Origin of the sequence: Ectopseudomonas oleovorans, from assembly GCF_029845265.1 — a bacterium.
GTDB lineage: Bacteria > Pseudomonadota > Gammaproteobacteria > Pseudomonadales > Pseudomonadaceae > Aquipseudomonas > Aquipseudomonas oleovorans.
The window spans coordinates 19,925-33,735 of sequence record NZ_JAOCLK010000029.1 but is presented as its reverse complement, the minus strand read 5'-3'; the positions used below and the strand labels follow the sequence as shown (position 1 = coordinate 33,735).

At 60.2% G+C, this 13,811-nt stretch carries 13 protein-coding genes; 10 read left to right on the top strand and 3 right to left on the bottom strand.

Annotated elements, in window-relative coordinates; genetic code table 11:
• Positions 1–87: 87 nt before the first annotated feature.
• From N5J71_RS15135 to N5J71_RS15125, 3 genes are read left to right on the top strand one after another with little or no spacing between them, the layout of a single operon-like run.
• Positions 88–1,491, top strand: a complete 1,404-nt coding sequence (locus N5J71_RS15135) for a sodium-dependent transporter (RefSeq protein WP_004424450.1) — start codon at positions 88–90, stop codon at positions 1,489–1,491.
• A gap of 5 nt (positions 1,492–1,496) precedes the next feature.
• On the top strand, positions 1,497–1,931 hold the full coding sequence (locus tag N5J71_RS15130; RefSeq protein ID WP_074855250.1) for a type II toxin-antitoxin system RatA family toxin: 435 nt from the start codon (positions 1,497–1,499) through the stop codon (positions 1,929–1,931).
• Complete coding sequence (locus N5J71_RS15125; RefSeq protein WP_279917164.1) at positions 1,924–2,244, top strand: RnfH family protein; 321 nt, start codon at positions 1,924–1,926, stop codon at positions 2,242–2,244. The genes N5J71_RS15130 and N5J71_RS15125 overlap by 8 nt, the downstream gene beginning before the upstream one ends.
• A gap of 69 nt (positions 2,245–2,313) precedes the next feature.
• Here N5J71_RS15125 and N5J71_RS15120 read toward each other — a convergent pair whose 3' ends face one another.
• Positions 2,314–2,832, bottom strand: coding sequence for an outer membrane protein assembly factor BamE (locus N5J71_RS15120; RefSeq protein WP_206408280.1), 519 nt, complete (start codon positions 2,830–2,832; stop codon positions 2,314–2,316).
• A 94-nt stretch (positions 2,833–2,926) separates the two neighbouring features.
• Between N5J71_RS15120 and fur the strand changes: the two genes are divergently transcribed.
• Positions 2,927–3,331 (top strand): ferric iron uptake transcriptional regulator, encoded by a 405-nt coding sequence (gene fur / locus N5J71_RS15115; RefSeq protein WP_003240531.1) that lies wholly within the window; start codon positions 2,927–2,929, stop codon positions 3,329–3,331.
• Between the two features lie 280 nt (positions 3,332–3,611).
• Here fur and recN read toward each other — a convergent pair whose 3' ends face one another.
• The gene (recN, locus tag N5J71_RS15110) at positions 3,612–5,288 is read right to left on the bottom strand and encodes a DNA repair protein RecN (protein ID WP_004424438.1); all 1,677 of its coding nucleotides are present in this window, start codon (positions 5,286–5,288) and stop codon (positions 3,612–3,614) included.
• Here recN and grpE point away from each other — a divergent pair.
• From grpE to N5J71_RS15085, 5 genes are all read left to right on the top strand, one after another.
• Positions 5,269–6,015 (top strand): nucleotide exchange factor GrpE, encoded by a 747-nt coding sequence (grpE, locus tag N5J71_RS15105; protein WP_306811897.1) that lies wholly within the window; start codon positions 5,269–5,271, stop codon positions 6,013–6,015. The genes recN and grpE overlap by 20 nt on opposite strands.
• 99 nt (positions 6,016–6,114) lie before the next feature.
• On the top strand, positions 6,115–8,031 hold the full coding sequence (dnaK, locus tag N5J71_RS15100) for a molecular chaperone DnaK (protein ID WP_074860142.1): 1,917 nt from the start codon (positions 6,115–6,117) through the stop codon (positions 8,029–8,031).
• 135 nt (positions 8,032–8,166) lie between these two features.
• Positions 8,167–9,294: a molecular chaperone DnaJ gene (gene dnaJ, locus N5J71_RS15095; RefSeq protein ID WP_004424434.1), complete on the top strand. Its 1,128-nt coding sequence runs from the start codon at positions 8,167–8,169 to the stop codon at positions 9,292–9,294.
• A 62-nt stretch (positions 9,295–9,356) separates the two neighbouring features.
• A complete protein-coding gene (dapB, locus tag N5J71_RS15090; RefSeq protein WP_004424433.1) occupies positions 9,357–10,160 on the top strand; it encodes a 4-hydroxy-tetrahydrodipicolinate reductase in 804 nt (267 codons plus the stop codon).
• Positions 10,161–10,217: 57 nt separating this feature from the next.
• Positions 10,218–10,949 carry a PmeII family type II restriction endonuclease gene (locus N5J71_RS15085; protein ID WP_004424432.1) on the top strand — a complete coding sequence of 244 codons (732 nt, stop codon included), beginning with the start codon at positions 10,218–10,220 and terminating at the stop codon, positions 10,947–10,949.
• A 4-nt stretch (positions 10,950–10,953) separates the two neighbouring features.
• Here the strand turns inward: N5J71_RS15085 and N5J71_RS15080 are convergent, their stop codons facing one another.
• Entirely contained in the window at positions 10,954–12,366 is a 1,413-nt protein-coding gene (locus tag N5J71_RS15080) for a DNA cytosine methyltransferase (protein ID WP_074860144.1), read from the bottom strand.
• 277 nt (positions 12,367–12,643) lie between these two features.
• Here N5J71_RS15080 and carA point away from each other — a divergent pair, with 277 nt between their 5' ends.
• Positions 12,644–13,792 carry a glutamine-hydrolyzing carbamoyl-phosphate synthase small subunit gene (gene carA, locus N5J71_RS15075; protein WP_074860145.1) on the top strand — a complete coding sequence of 383 codons (1,149 nt, stop codon included), beginning with the start codon at positions 12,644–12,646 and terminating at the stop codon, positions 13,790–13,792.
• Positions 13,793–13,811: the final 19 nt, after the last annotated feature.

Sequence of the window (13,811 nt, the reverse complement as noted above, 5' to 3'; positions counted from 1 at the left end):
GGGCTGTACCGAGCCAAACTTGAGCCCATGCTGCGAATCTTCGACAATGCGCGATCTTTTTTCCCACAGATATGGGTCTTGGCCGCAATGGCGAGCGACAAAGTTTCAATTCACGGGGGCTGGAGCAGTCGCTGGGTATTCATCATGGCTGCGATTGGCTCGGCAGTCGGCCTGGGCAGCATCTGGAAGTTCCCGTACATGACCGGCATCTACGGTGGTGGTGCCTTCGTGTTGATGTTCCTGGTATTCATCGTGTTGGTCGGCGTACCCGTCATGCTGGCCGAAACGCTGATCGGACGGCGTGCCCGACAAAGCCCGGCCAATGCCTTGCTCCAACTGGCCAGCGCCGCAGGGCGTTCTCCACGCTGGTCATGGGCGGCCTTTGCCGGCATGGTTACGGCGCTGTTGATCCTGTCCTTCTACAGCGTGGTGGGTGGTTGGTCGCTGGACTACATACTGGGCATGGGGCGTGGCGACTTTCAGGGGGTGACGGCCGATGAGGTCGGCTCCCTGTTTGCCGCCCTTATCAGTGATCCCTGGCGCATGATTCTCTGGCACAGCATCTTCCTGGCACTGTCGGCCTGGGTCATCGCCAGCGGTGTAATCGCCGGCCTGGAACGTTGCCTGCGCATCCTGATGCCTCTGCTGTTCCTGTTGCTGTTGGTTCTACTGGGCTATGCACTGACCAGCGGATACTTCATGGAAGGCCTGCGCTTCATGTTCTCCTTCGAGCCTGAGCGGCTGGCCGATGGCTTGCTACCCGCCATGGGGCACGCATTCTTTTCACTGAGCGTGGGTGTTGGATCGATTATGGTGTACGGCGCCTACATGCCCAAGCAGGTCTCGATTGGCGGCACGGTGATGATCGTCGCGCTGATGGACACGCTGGTCTCTCTGCTCGCCGGGCTGGCGCTGTTTCCTATCGTGTTTTCCGCAGGACTCGATCCCGGCGAGGGGCCAGGGTTGATGTTCGTTACCTTGCCTTTGGCCTTTGGTAACGTGACCCTCGGACAGTTGATGGGGGTGGTGTTCTTCGTGCTTGTGCTGCTGGCAGCCTGGACATCGGCGATCTCCATGCTTGAGCCGATGGTGGCCTACCTGGTCGAGCGGACTCGCCGCAGTCGCCTGGCGATCACCAGTGCTCTGGCGTTCCTGTGCTGGTTCGTTGGCCTGGGTACGGTGTTTTCCTTCAATATCTGGAAAGAGGCGAAATTCTTCGTCAGCGGCCCGGAAGGTTTCCATCTCTATCAGTGGGGAGCCGCTGGTGGCCTGGACTTCTTTGGTGTGATCGACTTTCTGACATCGCGTCTGATGCTTCCACTTGGCTGTCTGTGTTTTGTCATCTTTGCCGGCTGGGTAATGGGGCGTGAGGCCGTGCGTGATGAGCTGGCCATGCGCAATCCGCGCCTGTTCTCCCTGGCTTTTTTCCTGATGCGCTATATAGCGCCGGCAGGCATCCTCGTGGTGTTCGCCGTTGAGTTGTGGAAGTAACCGTTATGACGACCCGTATTCAACGCTCGGCCTTGCTGCCTTATCCGGCACAAGCGCTGTTTGACCTCGTCAATGATGTCGCCAGCTATCCGCAGTTTCTGCCCTGGTGCCGGGCCAGCGAGGTTTTGGAAGTCAGCGAAACGCATATGCTGGCCAGCCTCGAGGTGGCCAAGGGCAGCATCGGCCAGCGCTTCGTCACGCGTAACGTGCTGCTGCCTGGGCAGCGTATCGAGATGAACCTGCAGGAAGGGCCTTTTACCAGTCTCCATGGCGTCTGGGAGTTCAAGGCGCTGGGCGACAAGGCTTGCAAGATCAGCCTGGACCTGACCTTCGACTATGCTGGGCCACTGGTACGTGCCACGCTGGGCCCGCTGTTCAATCAGGCGGCCAATACCATGGTCGATGCCTTCTGCCAGCGAGCCAAGCAACTGTATGGATAAGCCGAGTATCGCCGTCGAAGTGGTTTATGCCCTTGCCGAGCGGCAGAAGCTGTTGCGCCTGTCGGTACCGACCGGCACCACGGTGCGCGAGGCCGCGCTGCGTTCTGGTATGCAACAGTTCTTTCCGGAGCTGGATCTGAGCCAGGCGCCGCTGGGCATTTTTGGCAAAGCGGTAGGCAAGCCGGAAGAGCGGGTGCTGGAGGAGGGTGAGCGCGTCGAGATCTATCGACCGCTGATCGCCGACCCGAAGGAGGTGCGCAAGCAGCGTGCGGCCAAAGCCAAGGCCAGGGAAGAAGGCGAGGAGTCGAGCTAACCCGTTAGCTCGTTAGGCGGCAGATATGAAAAAGCCCGGATTCGCTCCGGGCTTTTTTGTGTGCATGTGTTACTGCGGATCGGTGTCCAGCGGCTCGGGCGTAGGGACCGGAACGGTCTCGACCTGGTCCACTTCGCGCTGAATCTGCTCCAGCAGCGAGCCGGGGGCGGGCGGCGTTTCATCCTGCGGTTGGCCTTGCGGCTGAGCGCTGCTGGTGTCGCTAGTCTGGCCCATGATTGCCTGGTCACGGCTGACGCCGGGCATGAAGTCGCCGGCCAGGCCAACCAGTTGGTCGCTGCCGTCGAATACCAGGCTGACGCGTTCCTGCAGGCGCTGACCGCCGCCAGGCTGGATGCTGTACAGATAATCCCAGCGATTGGCATGGAAGGTGTCGGTGATCAACGGGGTACCCATGATAAACCGCACTTGGCGTCGGGTCATTCCCGGGCGAAGCTGGTCTATCATGTCCTGTGTCACGACATTGCCCTGTTGAATGTCGATCTTGTAAACCCCGGGGAATGAACAACCGGCGAGTGCGAAGAGCCCGGTCAGCGACAGGCTGGTCAGCAAGAGCTTGGTTTTTTGCATCGGAGGGTGACTTCCACTATCTTGGGCAACTTGAACCCCGGATCATACCCGTATTGAAGGGTGCTGCGAAGCAGCATCCATGAGAAAGCAGACCATGGTTGAAAATAACGAACTGCGCAAAGCTGGACTGAAGGTGACTCTGCCACGAGTCAAAATCCTGCAAATGCTCGACAACGCCGAGCACCGCCACATGAGTGCGGAGGACGTCTACAAGGCTCTGATGGAGGCGGGTGAGGACGTTGGCCTGGCCACCGTGTACCGCGTGCTGACCCAGTTCGAAGCGGCCGGCCTGGTGGTGCGTCACAACTTCGATGGCGGCCATGCCGTATTCGAGCTGGCTGACAGCGGCCATCACGACCATATGGTCTGCGTCGATTCTGGTGAAGTGATCGAGTTCTTCGACGCCGAGATCGAGAAGCGTCAGAAGGAGATCGTCAAGGAACACGGTTTCGAGCTGGTCGACCACAATCTGGTGCTTTACGTACGCAAGAAGAGCTGATCCTTCCGCGGCAATCAGAAAGGCGACCCTCGGGTTAATGCCAGTCAGTTAAGCCGTTGCACTCGATCTTTGTAGGAGCCGGCTTGCCGGCGATCCGCCATAAAAAGCATCGCCAGCAAGCTGGCTCCTACGAAAAGCGCCCCCTCTACTGCAAGTAGGAGGGGGTGGTGACTAACTTATCTGATCAGCATTAACCCTCGGGTCGCCTTTTTGCTTTGTCGTGGCCTGGATGCAATCCGGGTGATTTGGTGCTCCCGGATTGCATCCAGGCTACGTCGCTTCAGGCAGCCTGAGCGCTGGTGACCATCTTGCGCGCGTGAGCCAGGGATTCCTCGGTCAGGTCGACGCCACCGAGCATGCGGGCTATTTCCTCGACGCGGCCGCTCTCGTCCAGCTTGCTCACGACGGTAGACGTGGCATCTTCACCGCGCCGCTTGTGCACGAACAGGTGCTGGTGGCCCTGTGCTGCGACTTGCGGCAAGTGGGTGACGCACAGCACTTGCCCGCGTTCGCCGAGGCGGCGTAACAGCTGGCCGACCACTTCGGCGGTTGGGCCGCCGATACCGACGTCCACTTCGTCGAATACCAGGGTCGGTACGCGCGAGGTCTGTGCGGTGATCACCTGAATCGCCAGGCTGATGCGTGACAGTTCACCGCCAGATGCCACCTTGGCCAGGCCGCGTAGCGGCTGACCAGGGTTGGCGCTGACCAGAAATTCCACTGTCTCCAGGCCGCTTGCGTGTGGTTCTTCGCTGCTCATGGCTTGGAGTTGAATATTGAAGCGACCGCCGGGCATGCCCAGTGCCTGCATTTCCTGCTCTACGGCTGCGGCCAGGCGCTCGGCAGCATTGCTGCGCAGAGTGCTGAGCTCGGCTGCTTTCTCCCGGTAGTGGCGCTCATAGGCGGCCAGCTCTTCAGCCAGGCGCTCACTGGCCTGGTCGTCGGCATTGAGGCCTTCAAGCTCCTCGAACAACTGTTGCTGCAAGGCGGCCAGCTCGGTGGGTTGGGTGCGATGCTTGCGTGCCAGGGTATAAATGGTGTCCAGGCGCTCTTCGAGAAACTGCTGACGCTCTGGGTCGGCGTCGAAGTGATCGAGGAAACGATTCAGCTCGCCGACTGCTTCTTCGACCTGGATCTGCGCACTGGCCAGCAGGTTGCTGGCTTCGTTCAAGGCACTGCCCTGGCCACCAAAGGCGCCCAAGCGGTTGAGGCTGGCGGTCAGCGCGGACAGCACGTTGCCGGCATCGCTCTCGCTGCACAGATCGAGTACCTGGCGACAGGCCGCGAGCAGCGCTTCAGCATTGCTCAGCGCCTTGTGCTCCTGTTCCAGCTGTTCCAGTTCGTTGTCGCCCAGCGCCAGATTTTCCAGCTCTTCCAGTTGATAGCTGAGCAACTGGTGGCGGGCGCGCTGTTCGTCACCCTGGCTGGAGATACGCTCCAGTTCGTTACGTGTCTGCTTCCAGCGTTGCGCGGCGAGTTGTACCTGGCGCGCGAGGTCCTGGCTGCCGGCGTATTCATCGAGCAGGCGGCGATGGGTGTCGGTCTTGAGCAGAGACTGATGCTCGTGCTGGCTATGGATATCGATGATCAGCTCGCCAAGGGCCTTGAGGTCGGCCTGTGGGCAGGGGCTGCCGTTGATATAGCCGCGCGAGCGCCCTTCGGCGGTGATCACCCGGCGCAGGATGCACGGGCCGTCGTTGTCCAGATCCCGTTCGGCGAGCCAGGTGCGGGCTTCGGGAATGTCCGCCAGGTCGAAGCTGGCGAGAATGTCAGCCTTGTCTGCGCCTGGGCGTACCACGCCGCTGTCGGCACGATCACCCAGGCACAAGCCGAGGGCGTCGAGCATGATTGATTTGCCCGCGCCGGTCTCGCCGCTGATGGCGCTCATGCCGGTATCCAGCTCGAGATCCAGGTGGTCGACGATGGCGTAGTTGTGAATGGACAGGTGCACCAGCATGGCGAACGCTCCCGAATTTATGTCTGGTTATTTATACAGTGTTTTTTCTTTCTCTGGCAATCCTCCCTATTGCCCCTTGAAAGCTGTGGAATTGACTCCATATAGGCGGCAGGAGCGCGAGTCGGTATCGCGCCAGTTTTTTCGAGAGGAGAAAGGCATGGCTGACGAACAGACCTTGGATACGCAGAATTTCGAGGCGCAGGCAGCAGAAGCTGTGGCGCCTGCTGACGACCTGGCTGCTCGCGTGCAAACGCTGGAAGAGCAACTGGCCGCTGCACAGGATCAGTCGCTGCGCATGGCTGCCGACCTGCAAAACGTACGTCGTCGCGCGGAGCAGGATGTAGAGAAGGCACACAAATTTGCGCTGGAAAAGTTCGCCGGCGATCTGCTGCCGGTAATCGACAGTCTGGAGCGCGGCCTGGAGCTGTCGAGCCCTGACGATGTGTCGATCAAGGCCGTGCGTGAGGGCATGCAGCTGACCCTCAAGCTGTTCCACGACACCCTGGCTCGCTACAACCTGGAAGCCATTGACCCGCATGGTGCGCCGTTCAACCCGGAGCATCACCAGGCCATGGCCATGGAAGAGAGCATCCACGCCGAGCCGAACTCGGTGCTCAAGGTATTCCAGAAAGGCTATCTGCTCAACGGTCGCCTGCTGCGCCCGGCGATGGTCGTGGTCAGCAAGGCAACAACCACGCCGCCGCCGAGTATCGACGAGCAGGCTTGAAATCAGTAGTAACGACCCCATTTTTAAGTCAAGCGTTTTAGTTCTGCCGGCGCCTGAGAAACGAGGCGACGGAAAAATCAAAGTATCGGGAGAACATTCATGGGCAAAATTATCGGTATCGACCTGGGGACCACCAACTCCTGTGTCTCTATTTTGGAAAATGGCAACGTCAAGGTAATCGAGAACGCCGAAGGCGCTCGTACCACGCCGTCCATCATCGCTTACGCCAACGACGGTGAAATCCTCGTGGGGCAGTCGGCCAAGCGTCAGGCCGTGACCAACCCGCACAACACCCTGTATGCGGTGAAGCGTCTGATCGGTCGTCGTTTCGACGAAGAAGTCGTGCAGAAAGACATTCAGATGGTGCCGTACAAGATCGTCAAGGCTGACAACGGTGACGCCTGGGTTGAAGTGAACGGCCAGAAGATGGCGCCGCCGCAAATCTCGGCTGAAATTCTCAAGAAGATGAAGAAAACTGCCGAGGAATACCTGGGCGAGCCAGTCACTGAAGCGGTCATCACCGTTCCGGCCTATTTCAACGACAGCCAGCGTCAGGCCACCAAGGATGCTGGTCGTATCGCCGGTCTGGACGTCAAGCGCATCATCAACGAGCCGACCGCGGCTGCGCTGGCTTATGGCATGGACAAGGCCAAGGGCGACCGCACCGTGATCGTCTATGACCTGGGTGGTGGTACCTTCGACGTTTCCGTTATCGAGATCGCCGAAGTCGATGGTGAGCACCAGTTCGAAGTGTTGGCCACCAACGGTGACACCTTCCTCGGCGGTGAAGACTTCGATATTCGTCTGATCGACTACCTCGTCGACGAATTCAAGAAAGAAAGCGGCATGAACCTCAAGGGCGACCCGCTGGCCATGCAGCGCCTGAAGGAAGCTGCCGAGAAGGCCAAGATCGAGCTGTCCTCGAGCCAGCAGACCGACGTCAACCTGCCGTACATCACTGCAGATGCCACCGGCCCTAAGCACCTGAACGTGAAGATTTCCCGTTCCAAGCTCGAATCGCTGGTCGAGGATCTGGTGCAGCGCACCATCGAGCCGTGCCGCACTGCACTGAAAGACGCCGGTATCGATGTCGGCAAGATCGACGACGTGATCCTGGTCGGCGGTCAGACCCGTATGCCGCTGGTACAGAAGACTGTTGCCGAGTTCTTCGGCAAGGAGCCGCGCAAGGACGTCAACCCGGACGAAGCCGTGGCCATGGGCGCTGCCATTCAGGGCGCGGTTCTGGCTGGTGACGTCAAGGACGTGCTGCTGCTGGACGTTTCCCCGCTGACCTTGGGTATCGAAACCATGGGTGGCGTGATGACGCCGCTGATCGAGAAGAACACCACCATCCCGACCAAGAAGTCGCAGGTGTTCTCCACCGCTGACGACAACCAGAGCGCCGTGACCATTCACGTGCTGCAGGGTGAGCGTAAGCAGGCTGCGCAGAACAAGTCGCTGGGCAAGTTCGATCTGGCCGAGATTCCGCCGGCTCCGCGTGGCGTGCCGCAGATCGAAGTGACCTTCGACATCGATGCCAACGGTATCCTGCATGTGTCCGCCAAGGACAAGGCCACTGGCAAGCAGCAGTCCATCGTGATCAAGGCCAACTCGGGTCTGTCCGAGGAAGAGATTGAGCGTATGGTGCGTGACGCCGAGGCCAACGCCGAGGAGGACCGCAAGTTCGAAGAGCTGGTCACTGCCCGTAACCAGGGTGATCAGCTGGTGCATGCCACCCGCAAGATGCTCACCGAGGCGGGTGACAAGGCCACTGCCGACGAGAAGGCGGCCATCGAGAAGGCCATCGGCGAGCTGGAAGTCGCCGTGAAGGGCGACGACAAGGCGGCCATCGAAGCCAAGATGAACGCACTGTCTGAAGCCACCACGTCACTGGCGCAGAAGATGTACGCCGAGCAGCCGCAAGGTGGTGCCGCGCAGGCTGACGCCGGCGATGCCAAGGATGCGGGTGACGACGTGGTCGACGCTGAGTTTGAAGAGGTCAAGGAGAACAAGTAAGGGATGCGGTCTGCTCGGCGGGCCGCCTCTTCTTTACGCTCCACCGTCGCTCGCGACGGGCAGGTTTCGCCGCGCGGGAGTCTTCTCCCGCGTCGGCGTATCTGGAGCTCACGAATCTGAGAGTGCAGCACAACTATGGCAAAACGTGATTATTACGAGATCCTGGGGGTCGAGCGCGGCGCTAGTGAAGCCGAGCTGAAGAAGGCCTATCGGCGCCTGGCGATGAAATATCACCCGGACCGCAACCCGGACGATAAAGACGCCGAAGAGAAATTCAAGGAGGCCAACGAGGCCTACGAAGTGCTTTCCGACGCCAGCAAGCGTTCAGCCTACGACCAGTACGGCCACGCCGGGGTCGACCCGCAGATGGGCGGTGGCGGCGGTGCCGGTTTCGGTGGTGCCAACTTCTCCGACATCTTCGGCGATGTCTTCAGCGACTTCTTCGGCGGTGCTCGCGGCGGCTCGCGCGGTGGCGCTCAGCGTGGCAGTGACCTGCGCTATACCCTGGAGTTGGATCTGGAAGAAGCGGTGCGTGGCACGACCGTGACCATCCGTGTTCCGACCCTGGTCGGTTGCAAGACCTGTGATGGCAGCGGTGCCAAGAAGGGCGCCAGCCCGGTCACTTGCACAGCTTGCGGTGGTATCGGTCAGGTGCGCATGCAGCAGGGCTTCTTCTCGGTACAGCAGACCTGCCCGCGCTGCCATGGCAGCGGCAAGATGATCACCGACCCTTGCGGCAGCTGTCACGGTCAGGGGCGCGTGGAAGAGAGCAAGACGCTGTCGGTCAAGGTGCCGCCAGGTGTCGATACCGGTGATCGCATTCGCCTGTCCGGCGAAGGTGAGGCTGGTGCGCATGGCGGTCCGGCCGGTGATCTCTACGTGGTGGTCAACGTCCGTGAGCATGCGATCTTCCAGCGTGATGGTAAGCATCTGTATTGTGAAGTGCCGATCAGCTTCGCTGATGCTGCCCTGGGTGGCGAACTGGAAGTGCCGACCCTCGATGGTCGGGTCAAGCTGAAGATCCCCGAGGGCACGCAGACCGGCAAGCTGTTCCGCTTGCGCGGCAAAGGCGTGGCCCCTGTTCGTGGTGGCGCGGCTGGCGACCTGATGTGTCGGGTCGTGGTGGAAACGCCGGTCAACCTGAACAAGCGTCAGCGCGAGTTGCTCGAAGAGTTTCGCAAGTCGCTGCAGGGTGACGATTCCCACTCGCCCAAGGTCAGCGGCTGGTTCGAGGGCGTAAAGCGCTTCTTCGGCGACGTATAAAACAGCGTATCGGGCGCGGATCTCGTCCGCGCCTCGATGCGTCAGCTTGGAGCTGAATTGCTATGCAACGTATCGCAGTAATGGGCGCCGCCGGGCGCATGGGCAAGATTCTGATCGAAGCCGTACAGCAGACCGAGGGCGCCGCGCTCAAGGCCGCCATCGATCGTCCCGACAGCAGCCTGATCGGCGCCGACGCCGGTGAGCTGGCCGGTCTGGGCAAGATCGGCGTGAAGCTGGTTGGCGATCTGGCGTCGGTGGTTGCCGATTTCGACGTGCTGATCGACTTCACCCACCCCTCGGTAACCCTGAAGAACCTGGAAGTCTGCCGTCAGGCAGGTAAGGCCATGGTCATCGGTACCACCGGCTTCTCTCCTGAGGAAAAACAGCTGCTGGTTGAGGCTGCCAAGCAGATTCCCATTGTCTTTGCTGCCAACTACAGCGTGGGCGTCAACCTGTGCCTGAAGCTGCTGGATACCGCCGCCCGTGTGCTGGGCGACGACGTGGATATCGAGATCATCGAAGCCCATCACCGGCACAAGGTCGATGCGCCGTCCGGCACTGCGCTGCGCATGGGTGAAGTGGTGGCCGATGCACTGGGGCGTGATCTGCACAAGGTTGCCGTGTACGGTCGTGAAGGTCAGACCGGCGCGCGTGAGCGTGAAACCATTGGCTTCGCCACCGTACGTGCCGGCGATGTGGTGGGCGATCACACCGTGCTGTTCGCCGCCGACGGCGAGCGTGTGGAAATCACGCACAAGGCCTCCAGCCGCATGACCTTTGCCAAGGGGGCGGTGCGTTCGGCGCTGTGGTTACAGGGGCGTGAGGCTGCCCTGTACGACATGCAGGATGTGCTGGGCCTGAAATAGGGCAAAGGGAGGCGGGAGCTTGCCTCCCGCTCGTGCATGGATGTTCTGGGGTAACTGATGACGCCTTTGAATCTGGATGACGTGGCCCGCTACGTCGAACTGAACATTGGTGCCTTCCACGAGAAGCGCATCGCCAGTCTGGAGCGCCTGAAACTCAAGGACGTGCTCAAGCGCAAGAACCCCTACATGTACAGGGCCAAGCACGTGCTGACCGCGGAGCAGATCATTCGCGGCATCGTCGATGCGCACATTTCCTCCAACGAGGAGACGCTGTTCGGTGACTGGCTGGAGGGACTGGCCATTTTCATCAATGGCCAGGTCTACGGTGGCTGGAAGTCCGGTATTACCGGCGTCGATCTTGAGTTCGATCGCGACGGACGGCGCTACATCGTGGCCATCAAGTCCGGCCCGAACTGGGGCAACAGTTCGCAGATCGGTCAGATGAAAACCAATTTCCTGACCGCGCAGCGCACCTTGCGCACGGGTAATTCCGGTTTGCAGGTCGTCGCTGTCAATGGCTGCTGCTATGGCCGCGACAACAACCCGGACAAGGGCAGCTACTACAAATACTGCGGTCAGCGCTTCTGGTCATTCATCTCGGGGGACGACCAGCTCTACGTGGAGCTGATCGAGCCGCTGGGCTTCAAGGCGCGCGAACGCAACGACGAGTTCGCTGAAAGCTACGGGCAGATGATCAACAAGTTCACCCGTGAATTCACCCTCGAATTCTGTGACGAGCAGGGCTCCATCGACTGGACGCGCCTGCTGCGTTTCAATTCCGAGGCCTGAATCATCAGCTGATCGCCAGCTCCAGTTGCGCCTTGCGTCGTTGCTGCTCGAAGGCCTTGCGCCATTCTTCATGGCAGGTGGCCTGGTAGCGCGAGAAGCGGAAATTGCGTGGTGCCTCTTTTGCCTTGCCTGTCAGCAGATCCCGCAACAGTTTGCCAACGGCATGTCCCAGGCTGATCGGAACGGCATTGCCGACCTGTTTGTATTGCTGGATCAGTGGTCCGGCCAGTTGCCAGTCATCCGGAAACTCCTGGATGCGTTTGTATTCCTCGATCGACAGCGGACGATCCGCTTCCGGGTGTGCCAGGTCGGTGGCTGGCATGGCGGGGTGCGTTACCAGGGTGGGTGATGGTTTGTCCCAGGCCAGGCGACGCAGGAAGCCGGTCTTGCCGCCTCCGGCGAAGTAGGATTTGCCCAGTGCCTCACGCTGCTGATCCTCGGGCAGGTTGCGCCAGTTCTGCCCGGCCTTGAGTAGGCGATAGAAGCGCAGGCGCTTTTCCGGGAAGTTCAGGTGGTTGTGGTTGTTCAGTCCCTCCAGTGCCTGGCGGACAGTGCGCCAGGCCGGTAGCCCTTGAGCACCGTCCTCGCTGTGGGTCGGTGTCAGGAAGGGCGCAGGTTTGCCATCTCGTGAGCAGATGATGATGACGCGCTCACGAATCTGGGGCGTGCCGAAGTTGGCCGAGTTGTAAAGGTTGAACGAGCTGGCGTAGCCGGCGTTGCTCAATTTGCTCAGCACGAAGTTGAGTGCGCCGCCTTTCATCTCGTCTAGGGAAAGATCCGGGAAGTCCGGGCCGCGTTGATCATGCGGGCGGTGATCCATCGGGCAAGACAGCAGGCCGCGCACGTTCTCGATCACGATGTAGGGTGGCCTGATCTCCAGGGCCAGGTCGATAAACTTCAAGAAAGCATTGCCGCGCTCGTCATTAAACGCTTTGCGCTTTCCTGCGGTGCTGAACGCTTGGCAGGGAGGGCCACCGATAATGACGTCGATTTCTTCACGAGAAACGCCGGCAGCCTCGATCACCTGCTCGGCCGTGCAGGTATTGATGTCGCCTAACAGCGCCGTATTGGGGCGATTCAGGGCAATGGTCTGGCGACAGTATTTGTCGAGCTCGCAGGCCAGGCGGATATCGAAACCGGCCTTTTCCATGCCCAGATCAAGCCCCATGGCGCCGGAAAAGAAGCTCAGGGCGATGGGGGCGTTCTTGTCGCGCTTGGGCGCGTGATAGGCAGGATGATCCTCTGCAATCATGTGTGCTGTTTTCAATCCGTATTGGGTCACGCTTTGCGGGTCGATTATCCAGGTCTTGCCGACTCGCTCTGCGTCGACCTTTTGGGTTCTGCAGAGCGTTCGGGTGCGCTGCGGGCTTATCTGAAGCTGGCGCGCCGCTTCTTCGATGCTGAGCTTGGTACTCATGTGGGGTTTCTCATACGAAACCTGCAGGAGGTACCAATGGTTTCCCGGCATCTTGTAGCTGTCAACCCTGAGCTGGGAAAACCATGGTGGGAGTGAAAGCCTTTTTGGTCTTTGCGCCTTTCGATTTCGAGGGTTTTCCTGTAGGCTTCCTGTTTTAGTGTGTCCACTAAAAGTTACGCAGAATGGCTCAAATAAAAAAGCGGGATGACCTTCACACGTCATCCCGCTTTTTTACAACCTGCGTTTGCTTCAAGCCTTGATCGAGACGGAGGTCTTCTTGACTAAGCCAGCCCCCAAACCTGCCATTTTGGCCCTTGCTGACGGCAGCATTTTTCGCGGCGATTCCATCGGGGCCGATGGCCAGACGATCGGAGAGGTGGTGTTCAACACCGCCATGACCGGCTATCAGGAAATCCTTACCGATCCATCCTATGCCCAGCAGATCGTTACCCTGACTTACCCGCACATCGGCAACACCGGCACCACGCCGGAAGATGCCGAGTCCAACCGCGTCTGGGCCGCTGGTCTGATCATTCGCGACCTGCCGCTGATTTCCAGCAACTGGCGCGACAAGCAACCGCTCGATGAGTACCTGAAGGAAAATGGCACCGTCGCCATCGCCGGTATCGATACCCGTCGCCTGACCCGCATCCTGCGTGAGAAAGGCTCGCAGAATGGCTGCATTCTGGTGGGTGACGACGCCACCGAAGAAAAGGCCCTGGAACTGGCGCGCAGCTTCCCCGGCCTCAAGGGCATGGATCTGGCCAAGGAAGTCACCTGCGACAAGCCATACGAATGGCGCTCCAGCGTGTGGAATCTGGAAAACGACAGCCACCCGGAAGTCGCTGCTGCCGAGCTGCCATACCACGTGGTTGCCTATGACTACGGCGTCAAGCTGAACATTCTGCGTATGCTGGTTGCCCGTGGCTGCCGCCTGACCGTGGTACCGGCACAGACTCCGGCCAGTGACGTGCTGGCGCTCAATCCTGATGGCGTGTTCCTCTCCAACGGTCCTGGCGATCCCGAGCCGTGCGACTACGCGATCCAGGCGATCAAGGAAGTCCTGGAAACCGATATTCCGGTATTCGGCATCTGTCTCGGCCACCAACTGCTGGCCCTGGCCTCCGGCGCCAAGACCCTGAAAATGGGTCATGGCCACCACGGTGCCAACCACCCGGTACAGGATCTCGACACGGGCGTGGTGATGATCACCAGCCAGAACCACGGTTTCGCCGTGGACGAGAACAGCCTGCCGAGCAATGTGCGGCCGATCCACAAGTCGCTGTTCGATGGCACCCTGCAGGGCATCGAGCGTACCGACAAGGACGCTTTCAGCTTCCAGGGTCACCCGGAGGCCAGCCCCGGCCCGCACGATGTGGCGCCATTGTTCGACCGCTTCATCGAAGCCATGGCCAAGCGCCGCTAAGCCTGCCGACTGACCCAAG

Bases quoted from the DNA above. Each gene is read 5' to 3' on its own strand.
- grpE (WP_306811897.1), top strand. From the start codon at position 5,269: ATGGACAGGTGCACCAGCATGGCGAACGCTCCCGAATTTATGTCTGGT.
- N5J71_RS15125 (WP_279917164.1), top strand. From the start codon at position 1,924: ATGGATAAGCCGAGTATCGCCGTCGAAGTGGTTTATGCCCTTGCCGAG.
- N5J71_RS15085 (WP_004424432.1), top strand. From the start codon at position 10,218: ATGACGCCTTTGAATCTGGATGACGTGGCCCGCTACGTCGAACTGAAC.
- N5J71_RS15130 (WP_074855250.1), top strand. From the start codon at position 1,497: ATGACGACCCGTATTCAACGCTCGGCCTTGCTGCCTTATCCGGCACAA.
- recN (WP_004424438.1), bottom strand. From the start codon at position 5,288: ATGCTGGTGCACCTGTCCATTCACAACTACGCCATCGTCGACCACCTG.
- N5J71_RS15080 (WP_074860144.1), bottom strand. From the start codon at position 12,366: ATGAGTACCAAGCTCAGCATCGAAGAAGCGGCGCGCCAGCTTCAGATA.
- dnaJ (WP_004424434.1), top strand. From the start codon at position 8,167: ATGGCAAAACGTGATTATTACGAGATCCTGGGGGTCGAGCGCGGCGCT.
- N5J71_RS15135 (WP_004424450.1), top strand. From the start codon at position 88: ATGGCGAGCGACAAAGTTTCAATTCACGGGGGCTGGAGCAGTCGCTGG.
- dnaK (WP_074860142.1), top strand. From the start codon at position 6,115: ATGGGCAAAATTATCGGTATCGACCTGGGGACCACCAACTCCTGTGTC.
- N5J71_RS15120 (WP_206408280.1), bottom strand. From the start codon at position 2,832: ATGCAAAAAACCAAGCTCTTGCTGACCAGCCTGTCGCTGACCGGGCTC.
- fur (WP_003240531.1), top strand. From the start codon at position 2,927: ATGGTTGAAAATAACGAACTGCGCAAAGCTGGACTGAAGGTGACTCTG.
- dapB (WP_004424433.1), top strand. From the start codon at position 9,357: ATGCAACGTATCGCAGTAATGGGCGCCGCCGGGCGCATGGGCAAGATT.